The sequence below is a fragment of the Klebsiella sp. V115_8 genome (assembly GCF_029967715.1).
GTDB classification, from domain to species: domain Bacteria; phylum Pseudomonadota; class Gammaproteobacteria; order Enterobacterales; family Enterobacteriaceae; genus Klebsiella; species Klebsiella quasipneumoniae.
On sequence record NZ_JASCAR010000042.1, the window covers coordinates 1 to 19,764 of the forward strand.

General features: G+C 57.8%; 13 protein-coding genes. 9 read left to right on the forward strand and 4 right to left on the reverse strand.

Annotated elements, in window-relative coordinates; translation table 11 throughout:
• Nucleotides 1–345 precede the first annotated feature (345 nt).
• A complete protein-coding gene (gene barA, locus QLG03_RS19095) occupies nucleotides 346–3,096 on the reverse strand; it encodes a two-component sensor histidine kinase BarA (protein WP_023290831.1) in 2,751 nt (916 codons plus the stop codon).
• Nucleotides 3,097–3,208: 112 nt separating this feature from the next.
• Between barA and rlmD the strand changes: the two genes are divergently transcribed.
• The 5 genes from rlmD to eno all read left to right on the forward strand — a co-directional run bounded on the left by rlmD (nucleotide 3,209) and on the right by eno (nucleotide 11,073).
• Nucleotides 3,209–4,513, forward strand: a complete 1,305-nt coding sequence (gene rlmD / locus QLG03_RS19100; RefSeq protein WP_048335138.1) for a 23S rRNA (uracil(1939)-C(5))-methyltransferase RlmD — start codon at nucleotides 3,209–3,211, stop codon at nucleotides 4,511–4,513.
• A gap of 121 nt (nucleotides 4,514–4,634) precedes the next feature.
• Complete coding sequence (gene relA / locus QLG03_RS19105) at nucleotides 4,635–6,872, forward strand: GTP diphosphokinase (protein WP_023290829.1); 2,238 nt, start codon at nucleotides 4,635–4,637, stop codon at nucleotides 6,870–6,872.
• A 111-nt stretch (nucleotides 6,873–6,983) separates the two neighbouring features.
• On the forward strand, nucleotides 6,984–7,775 hold the full coding sequence (gene mazG / locus QLG03_RS19110) for a nucleoside triphosphate pyrophosphohydrolase (RefSeq protein ID WP_032453910.1): 792 nt from the start codon (nucleotides 6,984–6,986) through the stop codon (nucleotides 7,773–7,775).
• A 280-nt stretch (nucleotides 7,776–8,055) separates the two neighbouring features.
• Nucleotides 8,056–9,693 carry a glutamine hydrolyzing CTP synthase gene (pyrG, locus tag QLG03_RS19115; protein ID WP_023290827.1) on the forward strand — a complete coding sequence of 546 codons (1,638 nt, stop codon included), beginning with the start codon at nucleotides 8,056–8,058 and terminating at the stop codon, nucleotides 9,691–9,693.
• Between the two features lie 81 nt (nucleotides 9,694–9,774).
• On the forward strand, nucleotides 9,775–11,073 hold the full coding sequence (eno, locus tag QLG03_RS19120; RefSeq protein WP_002915213.1) for a phosphopyruvate hydratase: 1,299 nt from the start codon (nucleotides 9,775–9,777) through the stop codon (nucleotides 11,071–11,073).
• Nucleotides 11,074–11,136: 63 nt separating this feature from the next.
• On the opposite strand, the gene QLG03_RS19125 is transcribed toward eno, so the two are convergent.
• A complete protein-coding gene (locus QLG03_RS19125) occupies nucleotides 11,137–12,246 on the reverse strand; it encodes an SDR family oxidoreductase (protein ID WP_023290826.1) in 1,110 nt (369 codons plus the stop codon).
• A 478-nt stretch (nucleotides 12,247–12,724) separates the two neighbouring features.
• Between QLG03_RS19125 and queE the strand changes: the two genes are divergently transcribed.
• A complete protein-coding gene (queE, locus tag QLG03_RS19130) occupies nucleotides 12,725–13,396 on the forward strand; it encodes a 7-carboxy-7-deazaguanine synthase QueE (RefSeq protein WP_023290825.1) in 672 nt (223 codons plus the stop codon).
• 40 nt (nucleotides 13,397–13,436) lie between these two features.
• Here queE and queD read toward each other — a convergent pair whose 3' ends face one another.
• A complete protein-coding gene (gene queD / locus QLG03_RS19135) occupies nucleotides 13,437–13,802 on the reverse strand; it encodes a 6-carboxytetrahydropterin synthase QueD (protein WP_004174641.1) in 366 nt (121 codons plus the stop codon).
• A 316-nt stretch (nucleotides 13,803–14,118) separates the two neighbouring features.
• Between queD and cysJ the strand changes: the two genes are divergently transcribed.
• The 3 genes from cysJ to cysH all read left to right on the forward strand — a co-directional run bounded on the left by cysJ (nucleotide 14,119) and on the right by cysH (nucleotide 18,463).
• Nucleotides 14,119–15,918, forward strand: a complete 1,800-nt coding sequence (gene cysJ / locus QLG03_RS19140; RefSeq protein ID WP_255988667.1) for an NADPH-dependent assimilatory sulfite reductase flavoprotein subunit — start codon at nucleotides 14,119–14,121, stop codon at nucleotides 15,916–15,918.
• Nucleotides 15,918–17,630, forward strand: a complete 1,713-nt coding sequence (cysI, locus tag QLG03_RS19145) for an assimilatory sulfite reductase (NADPH) hemoprotein subunit (protein ID WP_004205585.1) — start codon at nucleotides 15,918–15,920, stop codon at nucleotides 17,628–17,630. Before cysJ ends, cysI begins: the two co-directional genes overlap by 1 nt.
• Nucleotides 17,631–17,728: 98 nt before the next feature.
• The gene (cysH, locus tag QLG03_RS19150) at nucleotides 17,729–18,463 is read left to right on the forward strand and encodes a phosphoadenosine phosphosulfate reductase (protein ID WP_255988664.1); all 735 of its coding nucleotides are present in this window, start codon (nucleotides 17,729–17,731) and stop codon (nucleotides 18,461–18,463) included.
• 68 nt (nucleotides 18,464–18,531) lie between these two features.
• Here the strand turns inward: cysH and QLG03_RS19155 are convergent, their stop codons facing one another.
• Nucleotides 18,532–19,578, reverse strand: a complete 1,047-nt coding sequence (locus QLG03_RS19155) for an aminopeptidase (RefSeq protein ID WP_023290823.1) — start codon at nucleotides 19,576–19,578, stop codon at nucleotides 18,532–18,534.
• Between the last annotated feature and the right edge of the window lie 186 nt (nucleotides 19,579–19,764).

The following is a 19,764-nucleotide window of genomic DNA, read 5'->3' on the forward strand; positions in this document are numbered from 1 at the left end:
GATGCCTGGCGAGCCGGGTGCAGGAACCGTAGGCCGGGCAAGGCGTCGCCGCCGCCCGGCATAAAAGCGGCTCCGTGCCCGCTCTCCTTGCCCGGCGGCGCGATGCCTGGCGAGCCGGGTGAAGGAACCGTAGGCCGGGCAAGGCGTCGCCGCCGCCCGGCATAAAAGCGGTTCCGTGTCCGCTCTTCTTGCCCGGCGGCGCGATGCCTGGCGAGCCGGGTGCAGGAACCGTAGGCCGGGCAAGGCGTCGCCGCCGCCCGGCATAAAAGCGGCTCCGTGTCCGCTCTCCTTGCCCGGCGGCGCGATGCCTGGCGAGCCGGGTGCAGGCCGGGAAGCCCTGTGGTTTTAGCCCCCCATCCGGCAGGCTTCGCGCGCCACGTTATCCATCTCATCCAACAGCTCAAGCAGCTCCGGCTCCAGATCCTCGGCGGCGGTGCCTGCGCGCAGCTGGCTCTCCAGAGTGTGGCAGAGCTTTTTCAGCCGCGGCACGCCGCTGTAGCTGCAGCTGCCGTGCAGTTTGTGGATCAGATCCACCAGCCCTTCCGGCTGCTCGCCGACCAGTTGCTCTTCCACTTTGTTACGCACCTCCGGCATAAAAGCGATCAGCATCTGCAGCATCTCCCTCGCCAGGTCCGGCTTCATCGCCGCCTGACGCAGCGCCAGCTGCCAGTCGAGCGTCTGGTTATGGTCGATGACCGGCTCTGCGGGTGGTATCGCCGCCGGGGCGATGCTGTGTACTCCAGGCTGATAGCGCAGCAGCAGGGCGTGCAGTTTCTCTTCTTCGATCGGCTTCGCCAGATAGTCGTTCATGCCGGCGCTCAGTAGCTTCTCGCGCTGGCCCTCCAGGGCGTGCGCGGTGACGGCGATAACCGGCGTTTGCTGGTGATGCGGCAAATGATGGATAAGCTCACAGGCGCGGATGCCGTCCATATCCGGCATCTGAATATCCATCAGGATCAGATCCATCTGCAGTTGCTTGGCCTTGTCCACCGCCTGCTGGCCGCTGTCGCAGAGGATCACCTGCTGCACAAGGTCATCCAGCAGGGCGCCAATGAGCTTCAGGTTTGCCGGGTTGTCGTCGACGGCCATCACGGTCATCGGCAGCTTATGGCTGTCGGCCTGGGTCAACGGCGCGGAGGCCGTCGCATGATGGGTGGCCACCAGCGCTGGCAGCAGACGGGTGGTGGTGAGCGGTTTCAACAGACAGGCGGCGATGCCATCGCGCTTCAGGGCTTCGGCGCTGACCTGGGCATGACATGGCAGAGCCAGCAGTACGTTATCTGACATCGCGCAGGCTTTGGCTAATTTTTCCCGGTGCGGCGACAAATCGCGCATTGAGACCGGAATACCGACCAGCAGAATGTCGTACTGGGCTTCCGCCAGCGCAGAGAAGGTGGGGCTGTAAATCACCTCCAGCGGCGTGGCGGCCAGCATCTCCAGCGTGCACTGCGCCGCCGTCGCGTTGGCTTCCACATAGGCCAGACGCTTGCCCGCCAGCCCGTCGGTATTCAGCGTATCCGGGATGGCGTTCGGGTTGAGATCGAGGCTGATATGGAACCAGAAGGTGGAGCCGCGGTTTGGCTGACTGTGGAACGAGATATCGCCGCCCATCTCCTTAACCAGACGCTGGGTGATCACCAGCCCGAGCCCGGTGCCGCCGTGGCGGCGTGAAATACTGGCATCGGCCTGACGGAAGGCCTGGAACAGCCGGGACTGGTCGCGCTCGGGGATGCCGATGCCGGTATCGTGGATCTGAATTTCGATCTGCACCCGCGAATTACTGATGGCCCGCTGCTCCACCAGCACATCGATATTACCGTGCTCGGTAAATTTGATGGCGTTGCCTACGAGGTTGGTCACAATCTGCTGCAGACGCAGCGGGTCGCCGATGACGTTATCCGGCACGTTGTTCTTAATGTTCAGCGTCAGCTCCAGCCCTTTATCGTGCGCGGAATGCGCCAGCAGAGTGACCACCTCATCAAGCGAGGTGCGCAGCAGGAACGGAATGCTCTCCAGGATCAGCTTCCCGGCTTCCAGCTTGGAAAAGTCGAGCACGTCGTTGATGATCGCCAACAGATTATTGGCCGAGCGTTCGATGGTGGTCAGGTGGTCGCGCTGCGTGGCGTTGAGATCGGTTTTCAACGTCAGACGGGTAAAGCCGATCACCCCATTGAGCGGGGTGCGCAGTTCGTGGGACATATTGGCCAGGAATTCAGACTTAATGCGCGCCGCCTCCTGGGCGCGCTTTTTCGCCAGGTCCAGTTCGACGTTCTGAATCTCCATCTGCTCAAGGGTTTCCCGCAGATCGGAGGTCGCCTGGTCGACGTTGTGCTGCATCTCCTCATGGTACGCCGCCAGCGACATGGCCATCGAGTTGATGCCGTTTTTCAGCATATCCAGTTCGCCGAGCATAAAGCCCTCGACGCGGCTGTCCAGCTGTCCGCGGCGGATGCGGTCGACGGTGTTGACCATATTGCGGATAGGGCCGGTGACGTCGCGCATCAGGCGCCAGCCGAAGATCAGCGCGATGCCGATGCAGAACAGCATCATCACGCTGGAGATGAAAATCTCTTTGTACTGCTGGAGGCGCACCGATTTGAGATCCAGCTCCAGCGCGACGTAGCCCAGCATATTGCCCGGCATTTTGGCATCGGATTCCGGGGATTCATCCGGCGAATAACTTTCCGAGACGATCGGCGTGCGCAGGATCATCATGTCGCCGTCGCGGATGACGCTGAGACGACGGGGAAACGCTTCGCCTTTCGGGATCTGCAGGTCGCTGGGGTTGAGCTGGTAATTGGAGGTGACAAACAAGCGGTTATGCGAATCGTACACCGAGATGGCCCGCACGATCTCCGAGTGGCGACGATGCAGAACGCTGATCAACTGGCCGATAGATTCGCGGTTTTGCAGATTCATGCCATATTCGCTGGAGACCGCCAGCGGCTCAATAATGCTGGTGCCGGCGTCCTCCAGCTGACGTTGCAGGTCGTTATAACGGTGAGCGACAAAGAAAACACTGAGCAACAGCCCTATCAGGACGGTTGGCGCCAGAATCAGAATCATCATGCGAGCACGCAGGCTGTAGTTGGTCATGCGGTTCCATTATGGGAGAATATAGACATCATCGTTCGGTGCGCGTCGGTGCGCCTCGCGGCGCTGCCGCTCTGAACGAGCTCGTTTTATTTGATTGAGACAACTCTCTACGATGGCGCAATTCTACTCTGCAAAACGGCGTGTGACGACGCGCCAGATCATAACCGTTACAGTCAACGACCTCGATCCCTTTGGCCAGGGCGTGGCCCGCCACCAGGGGAAAGCGCTGTTCATCGGCGGCGTGCTGCCGCAGGAGCAGGCTGAGGTGGTGCTGGTGGAAGACAAAAAGCAGTACGCCCGCGCCCAGGTGAAACGCCGTCTGACCGACAGCCCGCAGCGCCAGGCGCCGCGCTGCCCCCATTTTGGCGTTTGCGGCGGCTGCCAACAGCAGCATGCCAGCATCACGCTTCAGCAGCAAAGTAAACGCGCCGCGCTGGCGCGCCTGATGAAGCGCGAGGTGGATGAGATCATCGCCGGCGAGCCGTGGGGCTATCGCCGGCGCGCGCGCTTAAGCTTGAATTATCAGCCAAAGACCCAACAATTGCAGATGGGTTTTCGTCAGGCCAGCGATAAAGCGATCGTCGATGTGGTGCAGTGCCCTGTTTTGGTGCCCCAACTTGAGGCGCTGCTGCCCGCCGTGCGCGAGTGCTTAAGCGCGCTGAGCGCATTACGCCACCTTGGCCACGTCGAGCTGGTGCTGGCGGACAACGGCCCACTGATGGTGCTGCGCCATACCGCTGCGCTGCCGGCGGCTGACAGGGAAAAACTGGAACGTTTTTCGCAAACTCACGGTCTTTCCCTGTACCTCGCGCCGCAAAGCGAGATACTGGAACATATTCACGGCGAAGCGCCATGGTATACCTCAGACGGACTACGCTTAGTGTTCAGTCCGCGGGATTTTATCCAGGTCAACGACGGCGTGAATCAGCAGATGGTGCGTACCGCGCTGGCGTGGCTGGATCTGCAGCCGGAGGACCGGGTGCTGGATCTGTTCTGCGGGATGGGCAATTTTACCCTGCCGCTGGCGACTCGCGCCGCCCACGTGGTTGGTGTGGAAGGGGTGCCGGCGCTGGTGGAGAAGGGGCGGGAAAACGCCGCCCTCAATGGTTTATCAAATGTCACCTTCTTCCATGAAAATCTGGAAGAGGATGTCACCCGCCAGGCCTGGGCGAAGCATGGCTTTGATAAAGTGCTGCTGGACCCGGCCCGCGCCGGCGCGCCGGGCGTGATGCCGCATATTATAAAACTGGCGCCGCGGCGGGTGGTGTATGTTTCCTGCAACCCGGCGACGCTGGCGCGAGACAGCGAAACCCTGTTGCAGGCTGGATATCAGATTCAACGCCTGGCGATGCTGGATATGTTCCCGCATACCGGTCATCTGGAATCAATGGTGTTGTTTGAGCGCAGGCTTACATAAGGTCATTCACAACGTCGCAGAAGAGCCGCCCCGGCCATCAATGCTGACGCGACCTGCAGGATGACATGTAGAAAGTTGAGGCTTGCCGACTTCGGCAGGCCGGTCCCTTAAGGAGAGGACAATGGTTGCGGTAAGAAGTGCACATCTTAATAAAGCTGGTGAATTTGACCCGAAGAAATGGATCGCGAGTCTGGGGATTTCCAGCCAGCAGTCGTGTGAGCGCTTAGCCGAAACCTGGGATTATTGTCGCGAAAAAACGCAAGGACACCCGCTGGCGGACCTGCTGCTGTGGCGGGGCGTCGAAATGGTGGAGATCCTCTCCACCCTGAGTATGGATATCGATACCCTGCGCGCGGCGCTGCTGTTCCCGCTAGCCGACGGCGAAGTCGTCAGCGAAGAGGTCATGCAGGAAAGCGTGGGTAAATCGGTCGTGACCCTGATTCACGGGGTACGGGACATGGCCGCCATCCGTCAGCTGAAAGCCACTCATACCGACTCGGTATCTTCCGAGCAGGTGGATAACATTCGCCGCATGCTGCTGGCGATGGTTGACGATTTCCGCTGCGTGGTTATCAAGCTTGCCGAACGTATCGCGCATCTGCGCGAGGTCAAGGACGCGCCGGAAGATGAGCGGGTGCTGGCGGCGAAAGAGTGCACCAATATCTATGCTCCCCTGGCTAACCGCTTAGGTATCGGCCAGCTGAAGTGGGAGCTGGAAGATTACTGCTTCCGCTACCTGCACCCGGCAGAGTACAAGCGCATTGCCAAACTGCTCCACGAACGCCGTATCGACCGCGAGCATTATATCGACGAGTTCGTCGGCCACCTGCGGGCAGAAATGAAAGCCGAAGGGGTCAAGGCCGAGGTCTATGGTCGGCCGAAGCATATCTACAGCATCTGGCGCAAAATGCAGAAAAAACACCTCGCCTTTGACGAGCTGTTTGACGTACGCGCGGTGCGCATCGTGGCCGAGCGGTTGCAGGATTGTTATGCCGCGCTGGGGATCGTTCATACCCACTACCGTCACCTGCCGGATGAGTTCGATGACTACGTGGCCAACCCGAAACCCAACGGCTACCAGTCTATCCATACCGTGGTGCTGGGGCCGAGCGGCAAGACCGTGGAGATTCAAATCCGCACCCGGCAGATGCATGAAGACGCCGAGCTGGGCGTGGCCGCGCACTGGAAGTACAAAGAGGGCGCGGGAGCGGGGACCAGCGGCGGCCGCGGCTATGAGGACCGTATCGCCTGGCTGCGCAAGCTGATTGCCTGGCAGGAAGAGATGGCCGACTCCGGCGAAATGCTCGACGAAGTGCGCAGCCAGGTCTTTGACGACCGGGTGTATGTCTTTACGCCGAAAGGCGACGTGGTGGACCTGCCGGCGGGGTCGACGCCGCTCGATTTTGCCTACCATATCCACAGCGACGTCGGTCATCGCTGCATCGGCGCCAAAATTGGCGGCCGCATCGTGCCGTTCACCTATCAGCTGCAGATGGGCGATCAGATCGAAATCATTACCCAGAAGCAGCCGAACCCGAGCCGCGACTGGCTCAACCCTAACCTCGGCTATGTCACCACCAGCCGCGGACGCTCCAAAATTCACGCCTGGTTCCGTAAGCAGGACCGCGACAAGAACATTCTTGCCGGCCGACAGATCCTTGACGACGAGCTGGAGCATCTGGGCATCAGCCTGAAGGATGCGGAAAAGCACCTGCTGCCGCGCTACAACTTCAACGAGCTCGATGAACTGCTGGCGGCCATCGGCGGCGGCGATATCCGTCTCAACCAGATGGTTAACTTCCTGCAGGCGCAGTTCAATAAACCGAGCGCCGCCGAGCAGGATGCGGCAGCGCTGAAGCAGTTGCAGCAGAAAACCTATGCTCCGCAGAACCGTACCAAGGACAATGGCCGGGTGGTGGTGGAAGGGGTTGGCAATCTGATGCACCATATTGCCCGCTGTTGCCAGCCGATCCCGGGCGATGAGATCGTCGGCTTTATCACCCAGGGGCGCGGGATTTCTGTGCATCGCGCCGACTGCGATCAGCTCGCTGAACTGCAGTCGCATGCCCCGGAGCGCATCGTCGATGCGGTATGGGGCGAAAGCTACTCGGCCGGATATTCGCTGGTGGTCAGGGTGGAGGCGAACGATCGCAGCGGGTTACTGCGCGATATCACCACCATCCTCGCCAATGAGAAGGTGAACGTGCTGGGCGTTGCCAGCCGCAGCGATACCCGTCAGCAGCTGGCCACCATCGATATGACCATCGAGATTTACAACCTGCAGGTGCTGGGCCGGGTGCTCGGTAAGCTGAACCAGGTGCCAGATGTCATTGACGCGCGCCGTCTGCACGGCGGTTAATTCGTCTCCAGGCCGGATAAGGCGAAGCCGCCATCCGGCAATTTCGCCACGTCGGATAAGGTCGAAACGCCTTATCCGGCCGACTATTTTTTACATTTCCAGGATTGTCACATGACCCAAATCGACCGCTTGCTCGGCATCATGCGCCGCCTGCGCGACCCGGAAAACGGCTGCCCGTGGGATAAAGAGCAGACCTTTGCCACCATCGCCCCCTATACCCTCGAAGAAACCTATGAAGTGCTGGACGCCATTTCGCGAGAGGATTTTGACGACCTGCGCGGTGAGCTGGGCGATCTGCTGTTCCAGGTGGTGTTCTATGCGCAGATGGCGCAGGAAGAGGGACGTTTTAACTTTGACGATATCTGCGCCGCCATCAGCGACAAGCTGGAGCGCCGCCATCCCCATATCTTCGCTGATGCCACTGCGGGAAACAGCAGCGAAGTCCTGGCCCGCTGGGAGCAGATCAAAAGCGCGGAGCGGGCGGAAAAAGCCCAGCACTCAGCGCTGGACGACATTCCGCATAGCCTGCCGGCGCTGATGCGCGCGCATAAAATCCAGCGTCGCTGCTCGGCGGTCGGTTTTGACTGGACCTCGCTGGGCCCGGTGCTCGACAAGGTGCATGAAGAAATTGATGAAGTGATGCATGAAGCGCAGCAGGCGGTGGTGGATGAAGCGAAACTGGAAGAGGAAGTGGGCGATCTGCTGTTCGCCACGGTGAATTTATCCCGCCATTTAGGGGTCAAAGCCGAGGTGGCGCTGCAGAAGGCGAACCTCAAATTCGAGCGCCGCTTCCGCGAAGTCGAGCGCATTGTCGCTGCCCGCGGCCTGGAAATGACCGGCGTCGACCTCGATACCATGGAAGAAGTATGGCAACAGGTAAAACGCCAGGAAACTGATCTCTAACGAGTTTTCGTGATCAAGCGCGATTTGTGTGATTTTATAAATAACAAGCGCTTGATTTACGTCAAAAACATTTCTCCAAAAGCGTCTATTTTCTCTTTCCGTTATGTCGTTGAAACACCATGTAGCCTGCCTCTTCGAGTTGTTCGGGTCGCAACACAGGTGCAACTTGAAGAACGAAGGGGAGGGGAAGAATGAAAGTTTGTGGCGTCACGCATGTTCGGGTATACTACTTTCCCGTCCTGGTTATTCCATCGTTTTACCCTAACTTCTCAGGTTCAGCATGACAACGAACTATATTTTTGTGACCGGCGGGGTCGTATCCTCTCTGGGTAAAGGCATTGCCGCAGCCTCCCTGGCAGCCATTCTTGAAGCCCGTGGTCTCAACGTGACCATCATGAAACTGGATCCGTATATCAACGTCGATCCGGGCACCATGAGCCCAATCCAGCATGGGGAAGTGTTCGTTACTGAAGACGGCGCAGAAACCGATCTGGACCTGGGCCACTACGAGCGTTTCATCCGTACCAAGATGACTCGCCGCAACAACTTCACCACCGGCCGTATTTACTCTGACGTGCTGCGCAAAGAGCGCCGTGGCGACTACCTGGGCGCGACCGTTCAGGTTATTCCGCACATCACCAACGCTATCAAAGAGCGTGTGCTGGCGGGCGGCGAAGGCCATGACGTGGTGCTGGTGGAGATTGGCGGTACCGTAGGCGATATCGAATCCCTGCCGTTCCTCGAAGCCATTCGTCAGATGGCGGTAGAGATTGGCCGCGAGCATACCCTGTTTATGCACCTGACTCTGGTGCCGTACATGGCCGCCGCGGGCGAAGTCAAAACCAAACCGACTCAGCACTCCGTGAAAGAGCTGCTCTCCATCGGTATCCAGCCTGACATCCTGATCTGCCGCTCCGATCGCGCTGTTCCGGCCAACGAACGGGCGAAAATTGCTTTGTTCTGTAACGTTCCGGAAAAGGCTGTTATTTCTCTGAAAGACGTCGATTCCATTTATAAAATTCCAGGCCTGTTGAAATCTCAGGGGCTGGACGATTATATTTGTAAACGATTCAGCTTAACTTGTCCGGAAGCAAACCTGGCCGAATGGGAACAGGTAATCTATGAAGAAGCCAATCCGGCAGGCGAAGTCACCATCGGTATGGTCGGTAAGTACATTGAACTGCCGGATGCCTACAAGTCGGTGATTGAAGCGCTGAAACACGGTGGTCTGAAAAACCGCGTTACCGTCAACATCAAGCTGATCGATTCGCAGGATGTGGAAACGCGCGGCGTCGAAATCCTCAAGGATTTAGATGCTATCCTTATCCCGGGCGGCTTCGGCTACCGCGGTGTGGAAGGTAAGATCGCCACCGCGCGCTATGCGCGTGAGAACAATATTCCTTATCTGGGCATTTGCCTGGGTATGCAGGTTGCGCTGATTGAGTTCGCGCGCAACGTAGCGGGTATGGAAAACGCCAACTCGACGGAATTTGTGCCAGACTGTAAATACCCGGTTGTGGCCCTGATTACCGAATGGCGTGACGAAGATGGCAACGTCGAAGTCCGCTCCGAGAAGAGCGATCTGGGCGGCACCATGCGCCTGGGCGCGCAGCAGTGCCAGCTGGATGATGATTCTCTGGTACGCCAGCTGTACGGCGAGCCGACCATCACCGAGCGCCATCGTCACCGCTACGAAGTCAACAACATGTTGTTGAAACCGATTGAAGCTGCCGGTCTGCGCGTTGCGGGCCGTTCCGGGGATGATCAGTTGGTCGAGATCATCGAAGTGCCGAACCATCCGTGGTTTGTGGCCTGCCAGTTCCACCCGGAGTTTACTTCGACGCCGCGTGATGGACACCCGCTGTTTGCCGGCTTTGTGAAAGCCGCCAGCGAGTACCAGAAACGCCAGGCGAAGTAAAAAGAGTTAGAACGGCAATGCACCCATCCGGGTGCATTGTTTGTCTGGAGTTTTAGTTTAACTTGTACTGAGGAAAACCTAATGTCCAAAATCGTTAAAGTCATCGGTCGTGAAATCATCGACTCCCGTGGTAACCCGACTGTTGAAGCCGAAGTACACCTGGAAGGTGGTTTCGTCGGTATGGCAGCTGCTCCGTCAGGTGCTTCTACTGGTTCCCGCGAAGCGCTGGAACTGCGCGATGGCGACAAATCCCGTTTCCTGGGTAAAGGCGTAACCAAAGCTGTTGCTGCGGTAAACGGCCCGATCGCTCAGGCAATCCTGGGCAAAGATGCCAAAGATCAGGCTGGCATCGACAAGATCATGATCGACCTGGACGGTACTGAAAACAAATCTAACTTCGGTGCGAACGCAATCCTGGCCGTTTCTCTGGCGAACGCCAAAGCAGCAGCTGCCTCCAAAGGCCTGCCGCTGTACGCGCACATCGCTGAACTGAACGGCACTCCGGGCAAATACTCCATGCCGGTTCCGATGATGAACATCATCAACGGCGGTGAGCACGCTGACAACAACGTCGACATCCAGGAATTCATGATTCAGCCGGTTGGCGCGCCGACCCTGAAAGAAGCAGTACGCATGGGTTCTGAAGTGTTCCATCACCTGGCGAAAGTGCTGAAGTCCAAAGGCATGAACACTGCCGTTGGTGACGAAGGCGGCTACGCGCCGAACCTGGGTTCCAACGCCGAAGCGCTGGCTGTTATCGCTGAAGCGGTTAAAGCTGCAGGCTACGAGCTGGGCAAAGACATCACCCTGGCGATGGACTGCGCAGCGTCTGAATTCTACAAAGACGGTAAATACGTTCTGGCCGGCGAAGGCAACAAAGCGTTCACCTCTGAAGAGTTCACTCACTTCCTGGAAGAGCTGACCAAACAGTACCCGATCGTCTCCATCGAAGATGGCCTGGACGAATCTGACTGGGAAGGTTTCGCTTACCAGACCAAAGTACTGGGCGACAAAATCCAGCTGGTTGGTGACGACCTGTTCGTAACCAACACCAAGATCCTGAAAGAAGGCATCGAAAAAGGCATCGCTAACTCCATCCTGATCAAATTCAACCAGATCGGTTCTCTGACCGAAACTCTGGCGGCTATCAAGATGGCGAAAGACGCTGGCTACACCGCTGTCATCTCTCACCGTTCTGGCGAAACTGAAGACGCGACCATTGCCGACCTGGCTGTGGGTACCGCTGCAGGCCAGATCAAAACCGGTTCTATGAGCCGTTCTGACCGCGTTGCTAAATACAACCAGCTGATTCGTATCGAAGAAGCGCTGGGTGAGCAAGCGCCGTTCAACGGTCGTAAAGAGATCAAAGGCCAGGCTTAATCCTGTCTTTGTGAAATAAGCATGCCAGCCTTCGGGCTGGCATTTTTTTTATGCCTGCGGCCATTATTTAAAGTCGACGGCCATTTGCTGAGGGATCGACAGCCCGCGAGTGGTTTCCACGCAGCGGTCGATGTAATCGGTAAAGCGCGGCGGTTTTGGCATCCCCATGCTCAGCAGCTTGTCGTTGCTAAAGCGCACGTTCAGCGTGGCGAACGCGCCATATAAGCGCATCGCTTTCAGCATCAGTCGCTCATTGCACGGCCCAAAAATTCCTTTCAGTTCGCGACGCATTTTGACCAGCGTTTCATAGCTCACCTGGGCGTACTTGTCTCCCACCGGCGCCTGCTCCAGCGCCAGGGCCATCGCCCGGTCGATTTCGGCAAACTTCACGCTGTTCTCCTCGCCGGCAGAGATATGCACCACCTCGCCGCGGGCCAGCGGCTGGTTAAGCAGCATCAGCAGGGCATCGGCGCAGTAGTCCACCGGAATAACATCGATCCGATCCTCCATCGCGCACATAAATTTCTGCAGCATCAGCCCCATGCTGAACACCCAGAAAATACTGCTGGAAGGCCGGCAGCCATGATGGGTATGGCCCACCACAATAGAAGGGCGGGCAATGACCAGCGGTAGCGTAGGGCAGTGCTGCTGCATCAGTTGCTCGATGGCCGATTTCGAGTGGGTATATTCCACCAGATGCTCGGCGCGCTGCCGAAACTCCGCGCTCTCGGCGACCAGCGAATCCGGCTCCGGTGAGCAGGACATAGCGGTGCCGACGTGAAGAAAACGCTGCAGACCCGCCACCTGCGCCATCCGTTGCGCCAGACGCAGCGTACCCGCAACGTTAACCTTCCAGATGAGCGGGTTGCTGCCAAATGAGGCGACAGCGGCGCAGTTGAGGACATGGGTGACTTGCTCAAGCCGCGGGTCGTTAAGAAAATGCTCCGGAGAGGCGAGATCGCCCAGCAGGATCTGCTGCGGGCGCAGCATCGCCAGTTTCTCCTCGGCGATGTTGAACTTACGCATGTTCTCCTTGACCCGCTCCAGGCCTGCGTCGGGACTGTCGGCACGCACCAGCAGCAGCAGATCTAACTGGCTATCCTGATGGAGTATTTTCTCTAACGCCGCGCCGCCCAGAAAACCGGTGACGCCGGTAATGAATAATGTGGTCATAAACGCTATCTCATTATGGTTGGTCTGCGGGATTCTAGGAGGGACAAAGTAAACGACGATTAAATAAAAAATGGCGGGCAACAGGGCTTTATTAAGAGGAGCTTAAGCTTATTTTCGGCGGTGGATTGGATTCGACTCTCAGACCAGATAAATAATTCACTCTTTCATGTATCAGTTTGTACACTGCTGTATTTAAAGATATTTTTGTGTTTATACTGACATTTAATATATTCTGGTTTATAACGCGAAAAACATCTTCTGTTACATCTTTCTTTACGGTGGCATGGCGCGACGTTTATTTTAATCCTTACCACACTAATGAAATAAACGAAAACAGAAGCATGCTTTTAATTAACAATGAATAACCTCCGGGGAGAGAAAGCGACGCCGTGAGGGAAAAAACGATCGCAGCGCAGGACAAGACCTGGACAGTGAAATCTGCGATAATAAGCGTTTATCACCCTAAACAGAGATGACTATGCAGTACCCGATTAACGAGATGTTCCAGACCCTGCAAGGCGAGGGTTACTTCACCGGCGTGCCTGCCATTTTTATTCGTCTGCAGGGATGCCCGGTAGGATGCGCGTGGTGTGACACCAAGCATACCTGGGACAAACTGGCCGATCGGGAAGTGTCGTTGTTCAGCATCCTGGCGAAAACCAAAGAGAGCGATAAGTGGGGGCCGGCAAGCAGTGAAGATCTGCTGGCGATTATCGGTCGTCAGGGGTGGACTGCCCGCCACGTGGTCATTACCGGCGGTGAGCCCTGCATTCATGATTTAACGCCGTTAACCTCGCTGCTGGAGCAAAACGGCTTTAGCTGCCAGATTGAAACCAGCGGCACTCACGAAGTTCGCTGTACGCCTCATACCTGGGTGACGGTATCGCCGAAGGTGAATATGCGCGGCGGGTATGACGTGCTGTCTCAGGCCCTGCAGCGGGCGGATGAGATCAAACATCCGGTAGGGCGCGTCCGCGACATTGAAGCGCTGGACGAGCTGCTGGAAACGCTGAGCGATGACAAACCGCGGATCATCGCCCTGCAGCCAATCAGCCAGAAAGAAGACGCGACGCGCCTGTGTATCGACACCTGCATCGCCCGTAACTGGCGCCTGTCCATGCAGACGCATAAATATCTGAATATCGCCTGATAAAAAAGCCCGGCAGCGTACTGACCGGGCTTTTTTTCGCTTACTCGCCGCGATAGACGCAGCCGGCGGTGCAGGTCTCTTTCACCATCACCGCGCTCAGCAGCGGTACCCGCGGTTTCATCTCATCCCAGATCCATTTGGCCAGCACTTCGCTGGTAGGGTTTTCCAGACCGGGGATATCGTTCAGATAATAGTGGTCCAGGCGATCGTAGGTCGGCTTGAAGGCGGCCTTCAGCTCGGCAAAATCCATGATCCACCCGGTATGGGGATCGACTTCACCGGTTATCTCCAGACGCACCATAAAGGAGTGGCCATGCAGGCGACCGCATTTGTGTCCTTCCGGGACGTGCGGCAGGTGGTGGGCGGCTTCGAAGGTGAAATCTTTAAACAGCGTGGTGGACATCATTGACTCTCAACAGGACGAAAAAAACCGCCGTAGGGTACCGGAAAGTACATTTTTTCGCATTAACTAAAACGGCCCTGAACAGAAAATCGACACATTTATCTGGGTTAAATGAATTAAGTTGTGATATTTCAAATAGTTATTTAATCGATTTTGTTGTTAATAACTACAACTAAAACAGGTTAGTCCATTTGGTTATTTATTATTTCCATCCCTTCTTTAATTGTTACTATGCCCGCCGTTAACCTTCTATTCTCTTCTGTTTTTGTCGCGCTGACAGGGTGCGAATAACAGCTTTGCTTACTGGAACAAACGACGCATGACGACACAGGCCCCACCTTCCAACTTGCTGCCGCTCAACCCGGAGCAACTGGCGCGCCTTCAGGCGGCCACCACTGACTTCACGCCCACTCAGCTCGCCTGGGTGTCTGGCTATTTCTGGGGCGTGCTGAATCAGCAGTCCGGCGCGGCAGCCGCCGTTCCCGCCCCGGCCGCCGATGTCCCGACGATCACGCTGATTTCCGCCTCGCAAACCGGCAACGCTCGCCGCGTCGCCGAAGCGCTGCGCGACGATCTGCTGGCGGCGAAGCTGAACGTGAAGCTGGTGAATGCCGGCGATTATAAATTCAAACAAATTGCTGCTGAAAAACTGCTGGTGGTCGTGACCTCCACCCAGGGGGAAGGTGAGCCGCCGGAAGAAGCGGTCGCATTGCATAAGTTCCTGTTCTCGAAGAAAGCGCCGAAGCTGGACGGGACCGCATTCGCCGTCTTTGGCCTCGGCGATACCTCTTATGAATTCTTCTGCCAGTCCGGCAAAGATTTCGACAGCAAGCTGGCCGAACTTGGCGCGGAACGCCTGCTCGATCGCGTCGACGCCGACGTTGAATATCAGGCCGCGGCCGCTGAATGGCGCGCGCGCGTCGTTGAGGTGCTGAAGGCCCGTGCGCCGGTCGCCGCGCCCGCTCAGCTGTCCGCCAGCGGCGCAGTGAACGACATTCACACCAGTCCCTACACCAAAGAGGCTCCGCTGACGGCGACCCTGTCGGTCAACCAGAAAATCACCGGCCGCGATTCAGAAAAAGATGTACGCCATATCGAAATTGACCTCGGTGATTCCGGTCTGCGCTATCAGCCGGGCGACGCCCTGGGCGTCTGGTATCAAAACGATCCTCAGCTGGTGAAAGAGCTGGTGGAGCTGCTGTGGCTGAAAGGCGACGAGCCGGTGACCGTCGAGGGCAAAACCCTGCCGCTGGCGGAAGCCCTGCAGTGGCATTTTGAGCTGACGGTTAACACCGCGACTATCGTCGAAAACTACGCCACCCTGACCCGCAGCGAATCGCTGCTGCCGCTGGTGGGCGATAAAGCTCAACTGCAGCAGTATGCCGCCGCGACGCCGATCGTCGATATGGTCCGTTTCTCCCCCGCGCAGCTGGACGCCGAGGCGTTAATCGGTCTGCTGCGCCCGCTGACGCCGCGTCTGTACTCTATTGCCTCCTCGCAGGCGGAAGTGGAGAGCGAAGTGCATGTCACCGTGGGCGTGGTGCGCTATGACATCGAAGGCCGCGCCCGGGCTGGCGGCGCCTCCAGCTTCCTCGCCGACCGCGTGGAAGAGGATGGCGAAGTCCGCGTCTTTATCGAGCACAACGACAACTTCCGTCTGCCAGCTAACCCGGAGACGCCGGTGATCATGATTGGCCCTGGCACCGGTATTGCGCCGTTCCGCGCCTTCATGCAGCAGCGCGCAGCGGACGGGGCGCCAGGTAAGAACTGGCTGTTCTTCGGCAACCCGCACTTCACCGAAGATTTCCTCTATCAGGTGGAGTGGCAGAGCTATGTGAAAGAGGGTCTGCTGACCCGTATCGATCTGGCCTGGTCCCGCGATCAACAACAAAAAATCTATGTGCAGGACAAACTGCGTGAGCAGGGGGCCGAGCTGTGGCGCTGGATCAATGATGGCGCCCACATTTATGTCTGCGGCGACGCCAATCGTATGGCGAAAGACGTGGAACAGACTTTACTGGAAGTGATTGCCGAATACGGCGCGATGGACGCCGAAGCGGCGGACGAATTTTTAAGTGAGCTGCGCGTTGAGCGCCGTTATCAGCGAGATGTCTACTAATGAGCGAAAAACATCCGGGGCCTTTAGTGGTCGAAGGTAAACTGACCGATGCCGAGCGTATGAAGCTCGAGAGCAACTACCTGCGCGGCACCATTGCGGAAGATTTAAACGACGGTCTGACCGGCGGTTTTAAAGGCGATAACTTCCTGCTGATCCGTTTCCACGGTATGTACCAGCAGGACGATCGCGATATCCGCGCGGAGCGCGCCGCTCAGAAGCTGGAGCCGCGTCATGCGATGCTCCTGCGCTGCCGTCTGCCGGGCGGGGTGATCACCACCACCCAGTGGAAGGCGATCGATAAGTTTGCCGCCGAGAACACCATTTACGGCAGTATTCGCCTGACCAACCGGCAGACTTTCCAGTTTCACGGTATTCTGAAAAAGAACGTCAAGCCGGTGCATCAGATGCTGCACTCGGTGGGGCTGGACGCGCTGGCCACCGCCAACGATATGAACCGTAACGTGCTGTGCACCTCCAACCCGTACGAATCGCAGCTGCACGCTGAGGCCTACGAGTGGGCGAAAAAGATCTCCGAGCATCTGCTGCCGCGCACCCGCGCCTATGCCGAGATCTGGCTGGATCAGAAAAAGGTCGCCACCACTGACGAAGAGCCGATCCTCGGTCAGACCTATCTGCCGCGTAAGTTTAAAACCACGGTGGTGATCCCGCCGCAGAACGATATCGATCTGCACGCCAACGACATGAACTTCGTGGCGATCGCCGAAAACGGCAAGCTGGTGGGCTTTAACCTGCTGGTGGGCGGCGGTCTTTCTATCGAACACGGTAACAAAAAAACCTACGCCCGCACGGCGAGCGAATTCGGTTATCTGCCGCTGGAGCATACTCTGGCGGTGGCGGAAGCGGTCGTGACTACCCAGCGCGACTGGGGTAACCGTACCGACCGTAAGAATGCGAAAACCAAGTACACCCTTGAGCGCGTTGGCGTTGAAACCTTTAAGGCGGAAGTGGAGCGCCGGGCAGGCATTAAGTTTGAGCCGATCCGCCCGTACGAATTCACCGGCCGCGGCGACCGCATCGGCTGGGTGAAGGGGATTGATGATAAATGGCACCTGACGCTGTTTATTGAAAACGGCCGCATTCTGGATTATCCGGGGCGCCCGCTGAAAACCGGTCTGCTGGAGATTGCTAAGATCCATCAAGGCGAATTCCGCATCACCGCCAATCAGAACCTGATCGTCGCCAGCGTACCGGAAGATCAGAAGGCGCGGATCGAGAAGCTGGCGCGGGATCATGGTCTGATGAATGCCGTCACCCCGCAGCGCGAAAACTCAATGGCCTGCGTCTCCTTCCCGACCTGCCCGCTGGCGATGGCGGAAGCCGAGCGTTTCCTGCCGTCGTTTATCGACAAGGTGGAAGGGGTGATGAGCAAGCATGGCGTGAGCGATGAGCATATCGTCACCCGCGTCACCGGCTGTCCGAACGGCTGCGGCCGCGCGATGCTGGCGGAAGTGGGGCTGGTGGGGAAAGCGCCAGGCCGCTATAACCTGCACATCGGCGGTAACCGCAGCGGCACCCGCATCCCGCGGATGTACCGTGAGAACATTACCGAGTCGGAAATTCTCGACTCGCTAGACCAACTGGTAGGGCGCTGGGCGAAAGAGCGCGAAGCGGGTGAAGGCTTCGGCGACTTTACGGTGCGTGCGGGCATCATTCGCCCGGTGCTCGATCCAGCCCGCGATTTCTGGGAGTAACATCCTGGTGCCCGGTGGCGCGTAGCGATCCGGGCCTGTAAAACCCGTAGGCCGGGCAAACGCAGTGCCGCCCGGCAAAACAGGCAAACGAGGTTCTTATGTCCGTACTCGATCTAAACGCGCTTAATGCATTGCCGAAAGTGGAACGCATTCTGGCACTCGCGGAAACCAACGCCCAACTGGAAAAGCTCGACGCCGAAGGGCGTGTGGCCTGGGCGCTGGAAAACCTGCCGGGAGACTATGTGCTGTCGTCAAGCTTTGGTATTCAGGCGGCGGTGAGTTTGCACCTGGTGAATCAAATCCGCCCGGACATTCCGGTGATCCTCACCGATACCGGTTACCTGTTCCCGGAAACCTACCAGTTTATTGACGAACTGACGGACAAGCTCAAGCTGAACCTGAAGGTCTACCGCGCGGCCGAAAGCGCGGCCTGGCAGGAGGCGCGCTACGGCAAGCTGTGGGAGCAGGGCGTTGAGGGCATTGAGAAATACAATGAGATCAACAAGGTTGAACCGATGAACCGGGCGCTGAAAGAGCTGAACGCGCAGACGTGGTTTGCCGGTCTGCGCCGCGAGCAGTCGGGCAGTCGGGCGACGCTTCCGGTGCTGGCGGTCCAGCGCGAGGTGTTCAAGGTGTTGCCGATTATCGACTGGGATAACCGGACGGTGTATCAGTATCTGCAAAAGCATGGGCTGAAATACCATCCGCTGTGGGATCAGGGGTATCTGTCGGTAGGCGATACCCACACCACCCGCAAATGGGAGCCGGGCATGGCAGAAGAAGAGACCCGGTTCTTCGGGCTTAAACGCGAGTGCGGATTGCACGAGGGTTGATTAGCGCTTCCTCAGGGAATGGTGTGAAAGAGAACACGCGGGTGATACCGCGTGTTCATTTGCACCCGTCAGCTTTTCTTCTCCACCTTCGCCAGCTCTTTCACCAGCGGCAGCATCACTTTCACGACATCGCGCCCGCGATGCTCGATCCGTCCCGGCAGCGCGTTGTCGATATATTGCTGATTATCCAGCTGAACGTCATGCCAGCTGATTCCCTGCGGGAAGCTGCGCGATTTGCTCCGCTGCTGATAGCCATCTTTCTTGCCTAATGACCAGTTGGTCGCTTCGACCGACAGCACCGGGATCCCCGCGTTGTCGAAGACGCTGGCGTCATTACAGCAGCTGGTGCCTTTCGGGTAAGCCGGATTGAGTCCCGGATTGGTGTAGGCGGCGATGCCTTTGCTGCGGGCGATAGCCAGCGCGCGATCGCGGGTCAGCTTGCGCACCGAGGCCGGCGTGCGGCGGCCGCTGTTGAAGTAAAGCTTATCGCCCACCACCAGGTTATCGAGATTGATCACCAGCAGGGTATTTTTCTTTTCCGCCTCGCTCATCCGCTGCAGCAGGTTTTGCGCGCCGAGACGACCTTCCTCTTCGCCGCTGGTGGCGATAAAGCGAATGCCATAGCGGGTGGGGACGTTCTTTAAATGCTCCGCCAGCTCCAGCATCACCCCGAGCCCCATCGCGTTGTCGTCAATTCCCTGCAGCGTCAGGCCGCCGAGGTTGTTTTCGACGTCTTTATCGCTCTGCGGCGCGTAGGTATCGAGGTGCGCCATGATGATGATTTGCTGGCGAGACTGGCCTTCATGGGCGGCGATCACCGTACTGCCGGTGGCGTTATGCCAGTTTTTACGCTGGTTGCTGTCGGTATAGATGTAGCGGGTATTGAAGCTCCGCACGTCGCTCTGATAGCCCATCCGGGCGAACTGCTGGCGCAGATAGTCAGCTGAGAGCATTTCCGGGGGCGTTCCGGTCATTCGTCCCGGGAAGACGGTGGCGATATGGCGAGCCTGACTACTGGCGGTGTCGCCCAGCGCGCTGAATGCGGGGGCGGCGGCGAAAACAAAACCGGTGCCGAGCGCCAGCGGAAGCAGACGGCGGCACAACGCGGAAAACATAAGGGGTCCTTACACGAACGAGACAATTTGACGCGTACAGTATGAAACTGTGACCGCGGTTAAACAATTTCAATTGCTCTTAAATAGCGGAAAAATAGCGTGTTAAGCACTTTTTGATATTTAGATTTCCACCGCGTTATTCCTTTGTGTCACAACTCATTCCATTTCGTAATTTCATTTGCTCTA

Bases quoted from the DNA above. Each gene is read 5' to 3' on its own strand.
- rlmD (WP_048335138.1), top strand. From the start codon at position 3,209: ATGGCGCAATTCTACTCTGCAAAACGGCGTGTGACGACGCGCCAGATC.
- queE (WP_023290825.1), top strand. From the start codon at position 12,725: ATGCAGTACCCGATTAACGAGATGTTCCAGACCCTGCAAGGCGAGGGT.
- pyrG (WP_023290827.1), top strand. From the start codon at position 8,056: ATGACAACGAACTATATTTTTGTGACCGGCGGGGTCGTATCCTCTCTG.
- mazG (WP_032453910.1), top strand. From the start codon at position 6,984: ATGACCCAAATCGACCGCTTGCTCGGCATCATGCGCCGCCTGCGCGAC.
- queD (WP_004174641.1), bottom strand. From the start codon at position 13,802: ATGATGTCCACCACGCTGTTTAAAGATTTCACCTTCGAAGCCGCCCAC.
- eno (WP_002915213.1), top strand. From the start codon at position 9,775: ATGTCCAAAATCGTTAAAGTCATCGGTCGTGAAATCATCGACTCCCGT.
- cysH (WP_255988664.1), top strand. From the start codon at position 17,729: ATGTCCGTACTCGATCTAAACGCGCTTAATGCATTGCCGAAAGTGGAA.
- relA (WP_023290829.1), top strand. From the start codon at position 4,635: ATGGTTGCGGTAAGAAGTGCACATCTTAATAAAGCTGGTGAATTTGAC.
- barA (WP_023290831.1), bottom strand. From the start codon at position 3,096: ATGACCAACTACAGCCTGCGTGCTCGCATGATGATTCTGATTCTGGCG.
- QLG03_RS19155 (WP_023290823.1), bottom strand. From the start codon at position 19,578: ATGTTTTCCGCGTTGTGCCGCCGTCTGCTTCCGCTGGCGCTCGGCACC.
- cysJ (WP_255988667.1), top strand. From the start codon at position 14,119: ATGACGACACAGGCCCCACCTTCCAACTTGCTGCCGCTCAACCCGGAG.
- cysI (WP_004205585.1), top strand. From the start codon at position 15,918: ATGAGCGAAAAACATCCGGGGCCTTTAGTGGTCGAAGGTAAACTGACC.
- QLG03_RS19125 (WP_023290826.1), bottom strand. From the start codon at position 12,246: ATGACCACATTATTCATTACCGGCGTCACCGGTTTTCTGGGCGGCGCG.